General features: G+C 67.1%; 15 protein-coding genes. 2 read left to right on the forward strand and 13 right to left on the reverse strand.

The window, feature by feature from the left end:
- Window positions 1-24: 24 nt before the first annotated feature.
- Window positions 25-957, reverse strand: coding sequence for an NAD(P)H-dependent flavin oxidoreductase (locus tag ACZI8W_RS11910; protein WP_463368707.1), 933 nt, complete (start codon window positions 955-957; stop codon window positions 25-27).
- Window positions 958-980: 23 nt separating this feature from the next.
- Window positions 981-2,765, reverse strand: a complete 1,785-nt coding sequence (gene lepA / locus ACZI8W_RS11915) for a translation elongation factor 4 (protein WP_463368868.1) — start codon at window positions 2,763-2,765, stop codon at window positions 981-983.
- A 187-nt stretch (window positions 2,766-2,952) separates the two neighbouring features.
- Here lepA and ACZI8W_RS11920 point away from each other — a divergent pair, with 187 nt between their 5' ends.
- Window positions 2,953-3,531, forward strand: a complete 579-nt coding sequence (locus ACZI8W_RS11920; protein ID WP_463368708.1) for a type II toxin-antitoxin system PemK/MazF family toxin — start codon at window positions 2,953-2,955, stop codon at window positions 3,529-3,531.
- A gap of 149 nt (window positions 3,532-3,680) precedes the next feature.
- Window positions 3,681-3,941 (forward strand): 30S ribosomal protein S20, encoded by a 261-nt coding sequence (gene rpsT / locus ACZI8W_RS11925; RefSeq protein ID WP_169686152.1) that lies wholly within the window; start codon window positions 3,681-3,683, stop codon window positions 3,939-3,941.
- A 117-nt stretch (window positions 3,942-4,058) separates the two neighbouring features.
- On the opposite strand, the gene holA is transcribed toward rpsT, so the two are convergent.
- The 11 genes from holA to ACZI8W_RS11980 all read right to left on the reverse strand — a co-directional run bounded on the left by holA (window position 4,059) and on the right by ACZI8W_RS11980 (window position 15,339).
- Window positions 4,059-5,030, reverse strand: a complete 972-nt coding sequence (holA, locus tag ACZI8W_RS11930) for a DNA polymerase III subunit delta (protein WP_463368709.1) — start codon at window positions 5,028-5,030, stop codon at window positions 4,059-4,061.
- Window positions 5,027-7,417, reverse strand: a complete 2,391-nt coding sequence (locus ACZI8W_RS11935) for a DNA internalization-related competence protein ComEC/Rec2 (RefSeq protein WP_463368710.1) — start codon at window positions 7,415-7,417, stop codon at window positions 5,027-5,029. The genes holA and ACZI8W_RS11935 overlap by 4 nt, the downstream gene beginning before the upstream one ends.
- Window positions 7,414-8,229, reverse strand: a complete 816-nt coding sequence (locus ACZI8W_RS11940; protein ID WP_463368711.1) for a ComEA family DNA-binding protein — start codon at window positions 8,227-8,229, stop codon at window positions 7,414-7,416. The genes ACZI8W_RS11935 and ACZI8W_RS11940 overlap by 4 nt, the downstream gene beginning before the upstream one ends.
- Before the next feature lie 97 nt (window positions 8,230-8,326).
- Window positions 8,327-9,145, reverse strand: a complete 819-nt coding sequence (locus ACZI8W_RS11945; RefSeq protein WP_463368712.1) for a DegV family protein — start codon at window positions 9,143-9,145, stop codon at window positions 8,327-8,329.
- A 5-nt stretch (window positions 9,146-9,150) separates the two neighbouring features.
- Window positions 9,151-9,918 carry a diglucosylglycerate octanoyltransferase gene (gene octT, locus ACZI8W_RS11950; RefSeq protein ID WP_463368713.1) on the reverse strand — a complete coding sequence of 256 codons (768 nt, stop codon included), beginning with the start codon at window positions 9,916-9,918 and terminating at the stop codon, window positions 9,151-9,153.
- Complete coding sequence (locus ACZI8W_RS11955) at window positions 9,905-10,483, reverse strand: histidine phosphatase family protein (protein ID WP_463368869.1); 579 nt, start codon at window positions 10,481-10,483, stop codon at window positions 9,905-9,907. The genes octT and ACZI8W_RS11955 overlap by 14 nt, the downstream gene beginning before the upstream one ends.
- Before the next feature lie 71 nt (window positions 10,484-10,554).
- Window positions 10,555-10,956 (reverse strand): ribosome silencing factor, encoded by a 402-nt coding sequence (gene rsfS / locus ACZI8W_RS11960; protein WP_463368714.1) that lies wholly within the window; start codon window positions 10,954-10,956, stop codon window positions 10,555-10,557.
- Between the two features lie 22 nt (window positions 10,957-10,978).
- On the reverse strand, window positions 10,979-11,632 hold the full coding sequence (gene nadD / locus ACZI8W_RS11965; RefSeq protein ID WP_463368715.1) for a nicotinate-nucleotide adenylyltransferase: 654 nt from the start codon (window positions 11,630-11,632) through the stop codon (window positions 10,979-10,981).
- A 19-nt stretch (window positions 11,633-11,651) separates the two neighbouring features.
- Complete coding sequence (locus ACZI8W_RS11970; protein ID WP_463368716.1) at window positions 11,652-13,100, reverse strand: vWA domain-containing protein; 1,449 nt, start codon at window positions 13,098-13,100, stop codon at window positions 11,652-11,654.
- Window position 13,101: 1 nt separating this feature from the next.
- Window positions 13,102-13,998: an AAA family ATPase gene (locus tag ACZI8W_RS11975; RefSeq protein ID WP_463368717.1), complete on the reverse strand. Its 897-nt coding sequence runs from the start codon at window positions 13,996-13,998 to the stop codon at window positions 13,102-13,104.
- Between the two features lie 45 nt (window positions 13,999-14,043).
- Complete coding sequence (locus ACZI8W_RS11980) at window positions 14,044-15,339, reverse strand: glutamate-5-semialdehyde dehydrogenase (protein ID WP_463368718.1); 1,296 nt, start codon at window positions 15,337-15,339, stop codon at window positions 14,044-14,046.
- Between the last annotated feature and the right edge of the window lie 65 nt (window positions 15,340-15,404).

Raw genomic sequence — 15,404 nt, forward strand, 5'->3', positions numbered from 1 at the left:
AACGGGAAGGGAGAGGAACCTGCCTCAGCGGAAACGACCGAGCAACTCCTCGGCCTGCGCGCCGATATCCCGGATCACGTCACCGGCGGGCCGCTCGGATCGGACGAGACCCGCGGCTTCACCCGCGTACACCACACCGATGTCCGGGTCGTCGGCGGTGTATCCGTCCGCAAGGGTCTGCTCATCGGCGCCGCGCCCGTGCCACGTCTCGGTGAAGGAGTTGACCAGGGCCCGGCCACCCCACCGGGCAGGCCACGGTTGGTGACGCGCTTTGTCGAACACATCGGTGTACACGGTGTCGGCACTCCCTGCCGCGATCAACCGACCTCGCGCGTAATCCGGTCCCACGGTTTCAGGGCTGGCCAGGAGCGCCGTGCCCACCAGCGCACCGGCTCCACCGGCAGCGAGTACGGCGGCGAGCCCCCGACCCGATGCGATGCCGCCCGCGGCGACAACCGGAAGTGCGGTGGATTCGAGCACTTCCTGCAGCAGCGGCAGAGTCCCGATCTTCCCGGTGTGACCGCCGGCCTCATGCCCTTGCGCCACGACCGCATCGACCCCGGCAGCCTCGACCACCCGAAGATCCTCGAGGGTGTTGATCTGGGAGATCACAACGGCACCGGCATCGTGGACCCGCTGCACGTACGGGGACGGGTCGCCGAAGGACAGCGCCACCACCTGCGGCCGGTGTTCGAGAACCGCGCCGAGAAGCGAATCGTCGTCGTGCAGAGACCACGTCATGAGTCCGAAGCCGAGGAGTCCCCCACCGATCTCGCGGGCGGTGCGGGCCTGAACTTCGAGCCAGTCCGCATTGTTGTATCTCGCCGCCCCGATCATCCCCAGCCCCCCGGCCTTGGTGACCTCGCCGGCGAGCGTTCCACCGGCACGCCCGCCCATCGGTGCACCCACCAACGGAATCGTGATGCCGAGTTCCCTTGTCAACCAGGTCGCGAGCACTGGCGGCTCCTTTCGTCGAGCAGCTATTTCTTGGGCTTGTCCGAGGCCGCATCGGACGACAGTGCCGCGACGAACGCCTCTTGCGGAACATCGACGCGACCGATCGTCTTCATGCGCTTCTTACCTTCCTTCTGCTTCTCGAGCAGCTTGCGCTTGCGGCTGATGTCGCCGCCGTAGCACTTGGCGAGGACGTCCTTGCGGATAGCACGGATATTCTCACGCGCAATGATCTTCGAGCCGATCGCGGCCTGCACCGGCACCTCGAATTGCTGGCGAGGGATGAGTTCCTTGAGCTTGGTCGTCATCTTGTTGCCGTATGCGGCGGCGGCATCCTTGTGCACGATCGCACTGAACGCGTCGACCGCCTCACCCTGGAGCAGGATGTCCACCTTGACGAGCGCGGCTTCCTGTTCGCCGGCTTCCTCGTAGTCCATGCTCGCGTAGCCGCGGGTACGCGACTTGAGAGAGTCGAAGAAGTCGAAGATGATCTCGGCCATCGGCAGGGTGTAGCGCAATTCCACCCTGGTCTCGGACAGATAGTCCATACCCCCGAGTTCGCCGCGCCGCGACTGGCACAGCTCCATGATCGACCCGATGAACTCACTCGGCGCGATGATCGTGCACTTGACAATGGGTTCGTAGATCTCACGGGCCTTGCCGTCGGGCCACACCGACGGGTTGGTGACAACCACCTCTTCCCCACCCTCGAGCACGACGCGGTACACGACGTTCGGAGCGGTGGAGATCAGGTTGAGCCCGAATTCACGTTCGAGGCGCTCGCGAGAGATCTCCATGTGCAGCAAGCCGAGGAAGCCACACCGGAACCCGAAACCCAGCGCGACCGAGGTCTCCGGTTCGTAGGTGAGTGCGGCGTCGTTGAGCCGGAGCTTGTCGAGTGCGTCGCGCAACACCGGGTAGTCGGACCCGTCGACGGGATACAGACCCGAATAGACCATCGGCCGGGGCTCGCGGTAGCCGGTGAGCGGCTCGGTGGCACCGCCGCGCGCGAGCGTCACCGTGTCGCCGACCTTCGACTGTCGTACGTCCTTCACCCCGGTGATCAGGTAACCGACCTCGCCGACCCCGAGCCCGGTTGCCGCCTTCGGTTCCGGCGAGACGATGCCGACTTCGAGCAGTTCGTGGGTCGTGCCGGTCGACATCATCTTGATCTTCTCGCGTGGCATGATCTTGCCGTCGACGACGCGGACGTAGGTGACGACGCCGCGGTAGGTGTCGTAGACCGAATCGAAGATCATCGCGCGGGCGGGGGCGTCGGGATCGCCGACCGGCGGCGGGATCTGGCGGATCACCTCGTCGATCAATGCGGGGACCCCCTCACCGGTCTTGCCGGAGACGCGGAGGACGTCGGACGGCTCGCACCCGATGATGTTGGCGATCTCGCCCGCATAGCGGTCGGGGTCGGCGGCCGGCAGGTCGATCTTGTTGAGCACCGGGATGATCGTCAGATCCTTGTCGAGCGCGAGGTACAGGTTTGCCAGTGTCTGTGCCTCGATACCCTGTGCGGCGTCGACGAGGAGCACAGCTCCTTCGCATGCTTCGAGCGCACGTGAGACCTCGTAGGTGAAGTCGACGTGGCCGGGGGTGTCGATCAGATGCATGACGTACTCTTCGCCGTCGAGATTCCACGGCAGGCGGACGTTCTGCGCTTTGATCGTGATGCCACGCTCACGCTCGATGTCCATCCGGTCGAGATACTGGGCACGCATCTGCCGTTCCTCGACCACCCCGGTGAGCTGCAGCATGCGGTCCGCCAGCGTCGACTTTCCGTGGTCGATGTGCGCGATGATGCAGAAGTTCCGGATCTTGGCGGGGTTCGTGAACGTGGTGTCGGCGAACGTGCTGATGTCGTGCTCCTGACTCGGGGCGGCAGCGGCCCGGGGCCGCGGTCACCTTGAAGAATATCCAAGTCGCCCGATCGCCGGGTCGTCGGCTGTGCCGACAAGATGCACCAGGCCGCGGCTAGACTGGCCGATCGTGGCTGGCAAGTGGATGAAGATGGGTAAGCAACTCGGACGCCTCGCAGCCGAACACGGCCCGCGACTGTACAAGCAGCTTCAGGAATCGGGAGCACTCGACCGCGCGAAGGGCGCCGCGAAGGGGGCACTGACCCAGCCGTCCGGCCGGGCCGCCCCCGCGCCCGTCCCGGGTCGCCCCGTCGCGTCTCGCACCACCCCCACGGCCCAGCGCGCACGGACGATCGACTACTCCCCCGCCCTCGACGGTCGCGCCGATCCGGGCGAGATCGTGTGGACGTGGGTCGAGTACGAGGATGATGCGAGCCAGGGCAAGGACCGGCCGGTACTCGTGGTCGGGCGCGACGGGTCGACGTTGCTCGGCCTGATGCTCTCGTCGAACGGCGACCGTGACGGACACCCCGATTGGGTCGGCATCGGTACCGGTCCGTGGGACCGCCGGAACCGTCCGAGCTGGATCCGGCTGGACCGCGTCCTGGATGTCCCGGAAGACGGCATCCGCCGAGAAGGCGCGATCCTCGAACGTGCCCGTTTCGATCGGGTGGCGGCGCGCCTCCGCGTGGACTTCGGCTGGGTGTAGCAGAGGCAGGATCGAGAATTCGGTGCAGCCGGAGGCAGCGGTTGCACCGGTTTGGGTATTGCGCGGCAACACTGGTATCGTCGACCGTCGTGCCGTAGGGCACCCAGAGCTTTCCTATCAACTACCAGCAAGACGACAGGATTTTACGCGTGGCCAACATCAAGTCCCAGGTGAAGCGGATTCGCACCAACGAGCGCAACCGGCTCCGGAATCAGTCGGTGAAGTCCTCGCTGCGCACTGCAATCCGCTCCTTCCGCGAGGCCGCGGCAGCCGGAGACAAGGACAAGGCCAACGAGCTCCTCGTCGCCACCAGCCGTCAGCTCGACAAGGCAGCCAGCAAGGGCGTCATCCACGCCAACCAGGCTGCCAACAAGAAGTCTGCTCTCGCAAAGCTTGCCAACAAGCTCTGAGCCTCGGCTCCGAGGTAGACGACGCAAGCTCTGCTGATCGAAGGCCGCACCCTTTCGAGGGCGCGGCCTTTCGTCGAATACCCGACCGAATGACGGCGATCGGCCTGGAGCGCCCCGTCAGGCGACCAGTTCCGCGATGGTGCGTACCGCGTACTCCACCGCATAATCGGCGTCGGCGGCGGCACCTTTGACGTCGGCGTTGAGTGTCGCCACCACCCCCAATGCCGTTCCGATCGAATCCGGTGCCCAGCGACGCGCCTGGCCCTGCGCCTTCTTGACTTTCCACGGTGGCATACCGAGCCCCGATGCCATGGAGAACGGATCTCCCCGCCCCGCGGAACCCACCTTGGCGATCGTGTGCACGGCATCGGCGAGAGCATCGGCCAGCAGGACGTGTGCAACCCCCCGATGCATCGCCCACCGCAGCGCTTCCAACGCGCCTGCGGTATCTCCCGCCACGGCCTTGTCTGCGACGTCGAATCCGGTGACCTCGGCCTTGCCCGAGTAGTACCGCCGGACCGCGTTCGCGTCGATCTTGCCACCGGTGTCGGCCATGAGTTGGCTGCACGCCGCCGCGAGTTCGCGAAGGTCGGATCCGACCGCGTCGATCACGAGTTGTTCGACGTCGCCCGCGACCCGCACACCGGCCTTCTGGAACTCTTCGTGTACGAACGCGCGCACCCACCTCGAGCGCTCACCTGCCTTGTCGGGAGCCTGGCATGCGTGCGCTTCGGCACCGCATTTCTGCAGTGCCCCCACCATCGCTTTCGTGCGGCCTCCGCCGGTGTGCAGGATTACCAGGGTGACGCCGTCGGGGGGTGCGGCAGCAGCATCGAGAATCAGGGCCACTGCATCCTTGCCTGCGTCGGCCGCGGATTCGAGGATCACGACCCGATCCTCCGCGAACAACGACGGGCTCAGGAGCTCTGCCAGTTCCGGAACGCCCGCATCCCCTGCACGCAGCCGCGACACCGGAAGGTCGTTGCCGGCCCCACTCCGGGCACGCACATCCGCGATGATCTTCGTGACGGCGCGATCGACGAGGAGTTCTTCGTCGCCGAGAACGAGGTGCAAGGGTGTGTCGCTCACGGACCGATCGTGCCACGCGAGTCCGACACGACGGCCAGCGCCCCGGACCCGGCCCGCACCACCGCAACGTCTCCGTGCAGGTCGGTGCGTAGGATCCGGGAGCCCATGTCCTCCAATGCCTCGACGATCTCCGGGTGCGGGTGACCGAACATGTTGTCGCGTCCCGCACTGATCACCGCGACCCGGGGTCGTACCGCGGCCAGGAAGGACATCGACGTCGTCCGCGAGCCATGGTGGGGAACCTTGAGGACGTCGGCGCGCACGTCGGCCCCGCTGCGCATCAACGCGTCGAGTGCAGGTGCTTCCGCATCGCCCGGCAGCAAGACACGTCCCGTTGCCGTCTCCGCTACCACCACCAGAGACAGATCGTTCTCCGAGTCGCCCGACCGCTCGGCCGAAGGCCCGAGGACCCGCATCGTCACAGTTCCGACACGCAGCACCTCCCCTGCCGTCAGTTCCCGGATGGGCACCCCGAACGCGGCGACCGTATCGGTGAGATCTCCTGCCGTGTCGCGAGACACCGCCCCGGGACCCACGACCACCTCCCCCACTCGACGATCCTGCAGCACTCCGCGCAATCCACCCATGTGGTCGGCGTGTAGATGCGAGACGATCACGACCGGTACCGAGTCGATCCGCAATCGTCGCAGGCACCGATCGACCTGCGATGCCTCCTGACCCGTGTCGACGACCACCGCGCTTGCGCCACCGGCCGAGACGACCACCGCGTCTCCCTGCCCCACATCGCAGGCCGCGAAGACCCAGCCGTTCGGTGGCCAACCAGGTGCGAACAGTCGCACGGGAATCCACACCACGAGTGTCGAGATCAATGCGATACCGGCGACAACGCGGATTCTTCTGTAGCGCAGCAGGACCCAACCGACCACCGCAGCGCCGCCGATCACTACTGGTCCCGGAATCCCTTCCGGCAGCGAAAACTCCGCCGAGGGCACCGAGGCTGCGCGAGCAGCGACGGTCACCAGCCACCACAGGAGTGGTGCCGCTCCGCCCGCAAGGAACTCGGCCGGCCCCGGAGCCACCGACGCACACAGCGCCACGATCGAGCCGAGGACGGTCAGCGGAGCGAGCACCGGGGTCACCAGAACATTCGCAGCCACCGCAACGACACTGACCGTTCCCGTCGCAGCCGCGAGGATCGGAGCGGTCACGATGTACGCCGCGCACGAGACTGCGCATACCTCGGCCGCTGCACGTGGCCAGCCACGTGACTGCAGCAGAGCAACCCATACCGGAGCGACGAGCACAAGTCCGGCGGTGGCCGATGCCGACAGCGCGAATCCCACATCCACTGCGAGATCAGGCCACACCAGCACCAGAATTCCGATCGCTGCGCAGAGCGCGGGAAGCGCCTGCCGCTGCCGTCCGACGACGAGCGCGAGGAGCGCGACCGCGCCCATCGCGGCAGCACGCACCACACTCGGCGACGGACGGACGATGATCACGAACAGCACCAACGCCACACCCGCCAGGACAGCGCCTGCCCGTGGTCCTATTCCGACGAACCTGACCAACAGCAGTACCGCGCCGAGCAGGATGCTCACGTTCGCGCCCGACACCGCCGTCAGATGTGTCAGACCGGACACCCGGAAGTCCTCGCGCACGTCGTCCGGGAGCCGGCTCGTGTCGCCCACGATCAGTCCGGGAAACAATCCGGCTTCCGACGGCGCGAGTGCCCGTTCGGATACGTCGGCGAGGTTCACACGAACGCCTCCGGCCCATTCGGCAAGCGCCGAGGGCGTTTCCGTCGCGCGGGGTGGTCCGTCGGCCCGGAGGACCGCCACCGAGGTCCCCGGGCCCGCGCCTCCCGAGGCCACGTTCTCGGACACCCGACCCCGCAGGGTGGCTCGCTGCCCCGGCAGCAGATGCCGCCAGCCGTCGGCGGGAGCGAACACGACTGCCCGTCCGCCGACGGTCATCGACTCGCCGCCGAGCGTCACGTGTCGGACAGCAACAGGAATGCGTACCTGTGCCTCACCTCCGAACGGCGAAGTCCGAACTGTCCGGGGATCATCGGTCGGCTCCACCACAACGGTGGTCCATGCACCGGCCGGTGCCGTCGCAAGCGGATGCTGTTCGACGAACCACATCCGCACTGCCACGGCGCCGCCGAATCCAGCGGTGACAACGAGAACGGCGAGCGCCGCCGGAATCACCCCGGCTCGCACTCGCGAACGCCCCCTGCGCTTTCGCGACCATGAGCCGGCAGGAACCACCACCGGCAGTACGACGACCAACGCTCCCAGCACCGCCACCGCGGCTACCACAACCGAGACACGCCAACCCGCATACAGACCGGTCAAGGTCGCCGCCCACGCCGCAAGGGTGCACGGCAGAAGTCGGGCATCGACGCTGGCAGGTACCGTCACACGGTCACCAGTTCGCGTAGTCGGGCCAGCCTGGCGGGGCCGATCCCGTCCACCTCCGAGAGTTGTTCGACGTCGGTGAACGGCCCGTTGTTCTCCCGCCACGCGACGATCGCCGACGCGGTGACAGGACCGACGCCGGGCAGTGCATCCAGTGCGGCCTCATCGGACGTGTTGAGATCGAGTAGATTCTGGCCCGGCGCTGATTCACCACCGGTTTCGCCCTCACCTCCGGGTCCGGTCGCCGACACCGCGCTGCCCTCCGGAACCGGATCCGGTGGTGCCACACCGACGATGATCTGGTCGCCGTCGGCTACCCGCCGAGCGAGGTTGAGGCCCAGCAGGTCTGCACCCTCACCGGGTCCACCCGCCGCGGCGAGTGCATCCGCGACTCGCGCGCCCTGCCGGAGGTGCACCAGCCCCGGTGTCGCCACCAGACCGACCACACTGACCACCACCTCCGCCGGCGGTTCCGGAACGGGATCCCGCGACGACGTCGCGACCACTTCGACCGCGGGCAACGGCGGAACGGCTTCGGGTACGGGCCGATCCCTCCACACGACGACCACCGCGACGAGTACCGCCACGACGGCCACGCCGGCGAGCGCCATACTGCCGCCACGGCCGGTGTCCCAGCGCGCAGCACGCATCCGGTCGATCACGGTCTGCGGCCCGGTCGCCTCGTCCTGTCCGGTGCGGTCCGGAAGCAGGTGGTGGTCGTACTCCTCTGCGTCATCGTGCCCGGCTCGGCCGATCGTGGCGGATCGCACGATCGCGTCCAGCCGCGTTCTCGCGAGGTCCCCGTCGCTGCCCATGGTGCGACGCTAATCCCGTCACGGGCGTGAGAATGCTCGCAAACTCCTGGATCGGGGAATCTGTGGATGGATGAGGCGGTTGTGGATAACCGCCTGCTCAGCGATGTGCGACGACGATGCCGATCGCCCCCGGACCGACGTGGGTCCCGAGCACGCCGTCGATCTCGCAGGTGAGGAGTTCGGCCGCGTCGGGGATCCGCTGGGCCAGCTGGTCCGCGAGTCGGTGCGCACGTTCGGGTGCTCCGCGATGGTGTACCGCGAGCAGTGGGGCAGGTCCGGCCTCAGCGGCGACGCCGTCGACCAGTTTCGCTATCGCCTTGGTCATCGTCCGCGTCTTCTCGCGCAGTACGAGTTTCCCGTCCACGAGATGGAGAACGGGTTTCATTGCGAGGGCTGTGCCCAGCAGGGCGGTGGCCGTGCCGATTCGGCCGCCGCGGCGAAGATGATCGAGTCGGTCGACCACGAGCAGGGTGCGTGCGGATGCGGCCACCTCGACGGCCCGCGAGTAGACATCGTCGAGATCGGCACCGGATTCGGCCGCACGTGCCGCCTCGAGTGCGGTGAATCCCAGGCCCATCGCGGTGTTCTGCGAATCGATCAAGCGCACGCGACTACCGAGCGAGTCGGCGGCCTGCTTACCAGCTTCCCAAGTTCCCGACAGTAGCCGGGACAAGTGCACCGCCACCACGCCGTCGCCGGCACTGTCGTCGAGGGCACGGGAATAGACCTCGAGCAGTTCGGCCGGGGACGGCCCGGACGTGGTGGCTCCCGACAGATCCTCGGGAAGCTCGTCCACGCCTTCGCGAAAGTCTCGCCCGTCGGAGATCACGTGCAGGGGAACGATCCGGATGTCGTATCGCTCCGCCATCATCGGATCGAGGCAACATGACGAATCGGTGACCACCACTACTGACACAGCACCTACCGTATGCCGTCCGCGGCGGGATGCGCATCCGGACGAGCCATCCGCACCGCGTCGATCATCGCGTCGGCAACCCTGCGATGTCCGTCCCACCCCCAATGGATACCGTCGGGGTTCGCATCGTCGGAGAAGATGTTCTCCCGCACTGCTTCACCGAGATCGACGAGGGGAACCGACTTCTTGTCGGCCCAGTGCGAAATCGCCCGGGCCGCAGGACGACGTCCCCGATGCACCGACCGGTACTGTTCACTGTCGTGCACGGACGGCAATGTCCCGATCACCGGCAGGTCGGGGCGCATGTACGCGAGCGAATCTCGGATGGTTTCGAGATATTCGACGCTCACCCGAGGAGGGAGCGCGACCGGCCATCCGAGCGGCGACAACCGCGGCTGGGCCCAGCCGTACGCGGTACGCACAGTCCTCCGCAGCACGGCAGGCCGCAGATAACGCATGCTTTCGCGCAGGGCCGTGGGCAACGGCGACGGCAATGTGTCCATCCCGCCGACGGCGAGCACGATCGCACCGGCACGTGGAATGGCTGCCCACACACGCGGATCCTGCGTCATCGCCCACCATGCGTCGCGGGTCGTCCATCCGATGCGGGCGACGAGTTCGACGTCCCAGCCCAGCGCTGCTGCGGTCAAATTCGGCCAGATCCTCGGATCATCCGCGGGCAGGCCGCCTTTCGGCCCGTAATAACTGAGGGAGTCGCCGATCACCAGCAGCGAGGGCCGCGGGGAGGCCACGCCCGGTTCAGAGCGCGTCATCGGGCGACACCGTTGCCGACGCGTTCCAGACATCGAGACGCCAGGTCGGCGAATCACCGTAGCCGCTGAGCTGCACCCAGCCGGTGTTACCGAGGCCCCCGAGGATCGGCCATCGGTCGACAGGTAGGTCGAGCAAGGATGCCGTCAGCGCAGCGATCAACCCGCCGTGGGCGACGAGCACGATCGGCCGGACGCCCCACTCTTCGTGCTTGGCGAGCAACTCGTCGACGACGGGCCGGCTCCGCTCGGCGACGTCGACGCGGCTCTCCCCGCCGGGTGGCGCCCACTCGGCGTCGCCGCGCCAATGTGCGCGCACACCCGGATTGCTCGCATCGACCTCGGTGTGGGTCAGTCCCTGCCACTGTCCCAGATGAGTCTCACGCAGCCGTGGATCGATCTCGACCGGCAGGCCGGCCCGGTCCCCGATCACCGTCGCGGTGTCGTACGCACGTCGCAGATCGGACGACACGATGGTGATCGGATCGACGTCGGTGACCGTGTGGGCCACGGCCAGCGCCTGACGTCGACCGAGATCCGACAGCTCGGTGTCGAGCTGTCCCTGCATCCGGCTGGTCGCGTTGTACTCGGTCTGCCCGTGGCGCAGCAGGATCAGGTGCCGCACCCGCACCGGCGCCCTCACTCGCCCTCCGCGTTGTCGTCCGCAGCGGGACGCGGGCCTCGGACGCCGTCGACCGGGACTGTGGGACAGTCCTTCCACAACCGTTCGAGAGCGTAGAAATGCCGCTCCTCTTCGTGCTGGATGTGCACGACGACGTCGATGTAGTCGAGTAGGGTCCATCGTCCTTCACGAGTGCCTTCGCGACGTACCGGCTTGTGGCCGGCGTCGCGCAACTTCTCCTCGACGTTGTCGACGATGGCGTTGACCTGACGCTCGTTGGGCGCCGAGGCGATGACGAAACAATCGGTGATCACCAACTGCTCCGATACGTCGAGCACCACGACGTCGGTCGCCAGCTTCTCGTCTGCGGCGAGGGCCGCGATGCGGGCCATCTCGAGGGCTTGTGCCGTTGCGCTCACTACGTGCTCTTTCTCTCGGTGTTCACGTGGTCGATGTCGGTGCGTCCACGTAGAGGTGACGCTTACTGATGTACTGCACCACACCGTCGGGCACGAGGTACCAGACCGGACGGTGATGCTGGACTCGTGTGCGGCAGTCCGTCGAGGAGATCGCCAGCGCCGGGACCTCGACGAGGCTCACGGCCTCGGGTGGAAGCCCCTCGAGATGCGGGGCCAGGTGCTCGACGCTGAGGTCGTAACCGGGCCGGGACACACCGACGAACCGCGCGAGCTCGAACAAGGTCGGCCAGTCCTGCCACGACAGGATCGACGCGAGGGCGTCGGCGCCCGTGATGAAGTACAGCTCCGAATCCGGATACTGTTCCCGCAGGTCACGGAGGGTATCGACGGTGTAGGTCGCAGTGGAGCGATCGATGTCGACACGACTGACGGTGAACCGGGGATTGGACGCTGTCGCGACCACCGTCATCAGGTACCGGTCTTCCGCGGCACTGACCGAGCGCCCGGATTTCTGCCAGGGCTGCCCGGTCGGCACGAAGATCACCTCGTCGAGGCCGAAGCGGGCGGCGACCTCACTGGCGGCGACGAGGTGCCCGTTGTGGATGGGATCGAAGGTACCGCCCATGACGCCCAGACGTCGCGGAGGGTCCGGGTGTCGGTCGGATGGCTGAGGCACGGTTGTCCAGCTTACGGTGTCATACCGGCAGCAGAGCGGCCACCACCTCGGCCAACTGTTTCGCCGACCGGCATTCGTGCATCGTGACGACCTCGCCGTACACCCGCGCTGCTGAATCTCCTGCACCCCATTGCCCACGCGGCTCGGGGTTGAGCCAGTGGGCGTGCCGCGCCACCTGCACCATGTGCCCGAGGGCGTCGAGGTTGGGGTTTCGGTAGTTGTTCCGCCCGTCGCCGAGGATCAGCAGGGAACTGCGGCTGGTGAGGCTGTGCGCGTGCTTCTCGTCGAAAGTGGCGAAGGCATTGCCGTAGTCGGAGTGCCCGTCGTAGGTGATCAGCTCGGCTTCGCGCAGCATCTGCGACATCGCTGTCCCGAGGTCGAAGCCTGCGGCGAAGTGGTGGGTCACTTCGTCAGTGGTGTCGATGAACGCGAACACCCGGACTCGGGAGAACTGCTCGCGCAGCGCATGCACGAGTAGCAACGTGAAGTGCGAGAACCCCGAGACCGAGCCCGACACGTCGCACAGGACGACGAGTTCCGGTCGCGCCGGGCGAGGCTTGCGGGTGATGAGGTCGATGGGTACACCGCCCGTCGACATCGACTTACGTAGCGTCCGCCGCAGGTCGATCGCGCCGGCGCGGCTCCGGCGCCGACGGGCCGCGAGCCTGCTCGCGAGTAGCCGCGCGAGCGGCATCACCTGACGTCGCAACGCGACGAGTTCGGCATCGGACGCACGCAGGAAGTCGACCTCGTCCGCAAGCTTCGGAACCCCGTACTTCTCCACTCGATCACGTCCGAGTTGTTCCGCGGTGCGGCGGCGGGTCTCTCGTTCGATCATCGCCCGGAAATCGGCGATCCGTCGTGCTGCGGTCTGTCGCGCGACCTCGGTCTCGTAGTCAGCGGCATCGTGGTCGTCGCGCGACGCGTGGCCGAGAAGCCCCTCGAGAATTCGAGTGAGCAGAGTCTCCGGGGAGACGTCGCGCAGTGTCTGGTACGCCGAGAACGACGGCCCGTTCGACGACGTGTACTGACCGAGCTCTTCTACGAGTTGCGCGGTGAGAATTTCGGTGGTGGCGAGTGCATCCGGGGAATCGTCGGCTAGCAGTTCGGCGATCAGATCGCGCACCGCCTCGAGGTCGATCTCGCCGGAGGGTGCGCGGGGCAAGGTGAACTGGATGTCTTCGGCACCGCGGCGGCCGATCGCCGCGGGAAACCACAGATCGAACAGCGCGTCGAAGGTCGGCCGGTGAGTGGGCCTGCGCAGCAGCGTGCATGCGAGACCCTCGCGCAGCATCTCCCGGTCGAGCAGATCGATCACCGTCATGACCCGGCCCGCATCGACGGTCTCGGACGGCCCCACTGCGATACCGCGACGCCGCAGCGACGCAACGAATCCGACAAGATGCCCGGGAATTCCGTGCGGCGCGTTCAGCGTTCCGCCCGGACGGAAGGTCGGTGCCGCGGCCATGTCAGTTCAACCGGAGCTCGGCCGCCGCACGGTCCTGATCGGACCGGTGTTTCAGGACGACGCCGAGGGTGGTGCGTACAGCCGAATCGTCGAGGGTGTCCATTCCCAGGGCGAGCAGCGTCCGGCCCCAATCGATGGTTTCGGCGACAGACGGCACTTTCTTGAGCTGCATGCTGCGCAGCACGTGGACGGTGCGGACGAGTTGTTCCGCGACCGTCTCGGACAACTCGGGGACCCGGCTCGCGAGGATGCGTCGTTCGAGGTCGGCATCCGGGAAATCCAGGTGCAGGAACAGGCAGCGTCGCTTGAGTGCCTCGGACAGTTCGCGCGTCGCATTGGACGTCAGGACCGAGAACGGCTTACGGGACGCCCGGATGGTGCCGAGTTCGGGGACCGTCACCGCGAAGTCGCTGAGCACCTCGAGGAGCAGCCCCTCGATCTCGATGTCGGCCTTGTCGACTTCGTCGATCAGCAGAACGGTCGGGTCGTCGCGCCGGATCGCCGTGAGCAATGGCCGCGACAGCAGGAACTCCTCGGAGAACACGTCCTCCTTCGTCGAATCCCACGATTCACCGGCCCCGGCGTTCGCTCCGGCCGACTGGATGCGCAGGATCTGCTTCGCGTGGTTCCACTCGTACAGCGCGCGGGATTCGTCGACACCCTCGTAGCACTGCAGTCGCACCAGTTCGGCACCGGAGGTCTGCGCGACGGCGCGCGCCAGCTCGGTCTTGCCGACACCGGCGGGGCCCTCGACGAGCAGCGGCTTGCCGAGCCGGTCGGCGAGGAACACCGACGTGGCCGTCGCTTTGTCGGCGAGGTAGCCCGTCTCGGCGAGCCGGTCGATCACATCCTGGACGTCCGCGAAGATCGGCGCGGTGGTCGGCAGCGCACGATCCACGCTGTGTCCTTTCGTCGTGCTGATCGATCGAGTGGTCGGCTGTCGTCAGGCGGGCCGCGTGTGGCCGTCGCCCCACACCACCCACTTGGTGGAGGTCAGCTCGGGCAGGCCCATCGGGCCACGAGCGTGCAGTTTCTGGGTGGAGATTCCGATCTCGGCACCGAACCCGAACTGCTCGCCGTCGGTGAACGCGGTGGAAGCATTGACCATGACGGCCGCCGCGTCGACCCGCGCGGTGAACTCACGCGCCGCAGCGAGGTCCGAGGTGACGATGGCCTCGGTATGGCCCGTACCGTACTTGTCGATGTGATCGACCGCGGCATCGAGGTCATCGACAACCGCGAGTGCCACGTCGAGGGTGAGATATTCTTCGGCCCAGTCGTTCTCGGTTGCGGGTACGAGTCCGGGCAGGTCGCCGTGGACGGCGACGCTGTGCGATTGGAGAACCTGCAGCAGCTTCGGTACTGCGATGTCGGCGATGGTCTTGTCGACGAGGATCGTCTCGGCGGTGTTGCACACGCTGGGGCGACGTGTCTTGGCGTTGACGACGATCTTTTCCGCCATCGCCAGATCGGCAGCGGAATGGATGTAGACGTGGCAGTTACCCACCCCGGTTTCGATGGTGGGCACCGTTGCGTCGCGGACCACCGCCGAGATCAGGCCCGCACCGCCGCGCGGAATCACCACGTCGACGAGGCCTCGGGCCTGGATCAGGTGGGTCACCGACGACCGGTCGGCACTCGGCAGTAATTGCACGGCGTCGTCGGGTAATCCCTGAGTGGCGAGCGACCCCCGCAGCGTTTCGACGAGGGCCGCATTCGACGCTGCCGCAGACGACGAGCCGCGCAACAGTACCGCGTTGCCCGACTTGAGAGCGAGACCGAACGCATCCACGGTGACGTTCGGGCGGGCCTCGTAGACGATGCCGACCACGCCGAGCGGCACGCGGAGCTGGCGGAGTTCGAGTCCGTTGGGCAGCGCGCCACCCCGCACGACTTCACCGACCGGGTCGGGCAGTCCGGCAACCTGCCGCAGACCCGACGCGATGCCCTCGATGCGGGCCTCGGTCAAGCGCAGCCGGTCGAGGAGCGATTCCTCGGTACCACCCGCACGCGCGGCATCGATGTCGACGGCGTTGGCGGCGAGCACCACGTCCGATGCAGCGAGAAGCGCGTCGGCCGCCGCGTGCAGCGCGGCATCCTTCTGCGCGGTGGTGAGCAGAGCGAGACTCCGGGAGGCGACACGGGCGCCGCGGGCGGCCGCGTGCACCGCCTCGCGAGTGTCGATCGCCTGGGCTTCCGCGGAATCGGATGCGGTGGAGTCAGGGGTCACGGCAGTCATGGCCACAGCGTAGTCGCGATGGTGACCGAGCCGACAGGCAGCTCGGGCCGGAACGGGCTTCAGCC

This window comes from Rhodococcus ruitaii, assembly GCF_055230935.1.

Excerpts from the sequence above, each read along its gene's own strand:
- ACZI8W_RS11955 (WP_463368869.1), bottom strand. The coding sequence starts at position 10,483 with ATGCAGGGACAGCTCGACACCGAGCTGTCGGATCTCGGTCGACGTCAG.
- octT (WP_463368713.1), bottom strand. The coding sequence starts at position 9,918 with ATGACGCGCTCTGAACCGGGCGTGGCCTCCCCGCGGCCCTCGCTGCTG.
- ACZI8W_RS11940 (WP_463368711.1), bottom strand. The coding sequence starts at position 8,229 with ATGGGCAGCGACGGGGACCTCGCGAGAACGCGGCTGGACGCGATCGTG.
- ACZI8W_RS11970 (WP_463368716.1), bottom strand. The coding sequence starts at position 13,100 with ATGGCCGCGGCACCGACCTTCCGTCCGGGCGGAACGCTGAACGCGCCG.
- ACZI8W_RS11980 (WP_463368718.1), bottom strand. The coding sequence starts at position 15,339 with ATGACTGCCGTGACCCCTGACTCCACCGCATCCGATTCCGCGGAAGCC.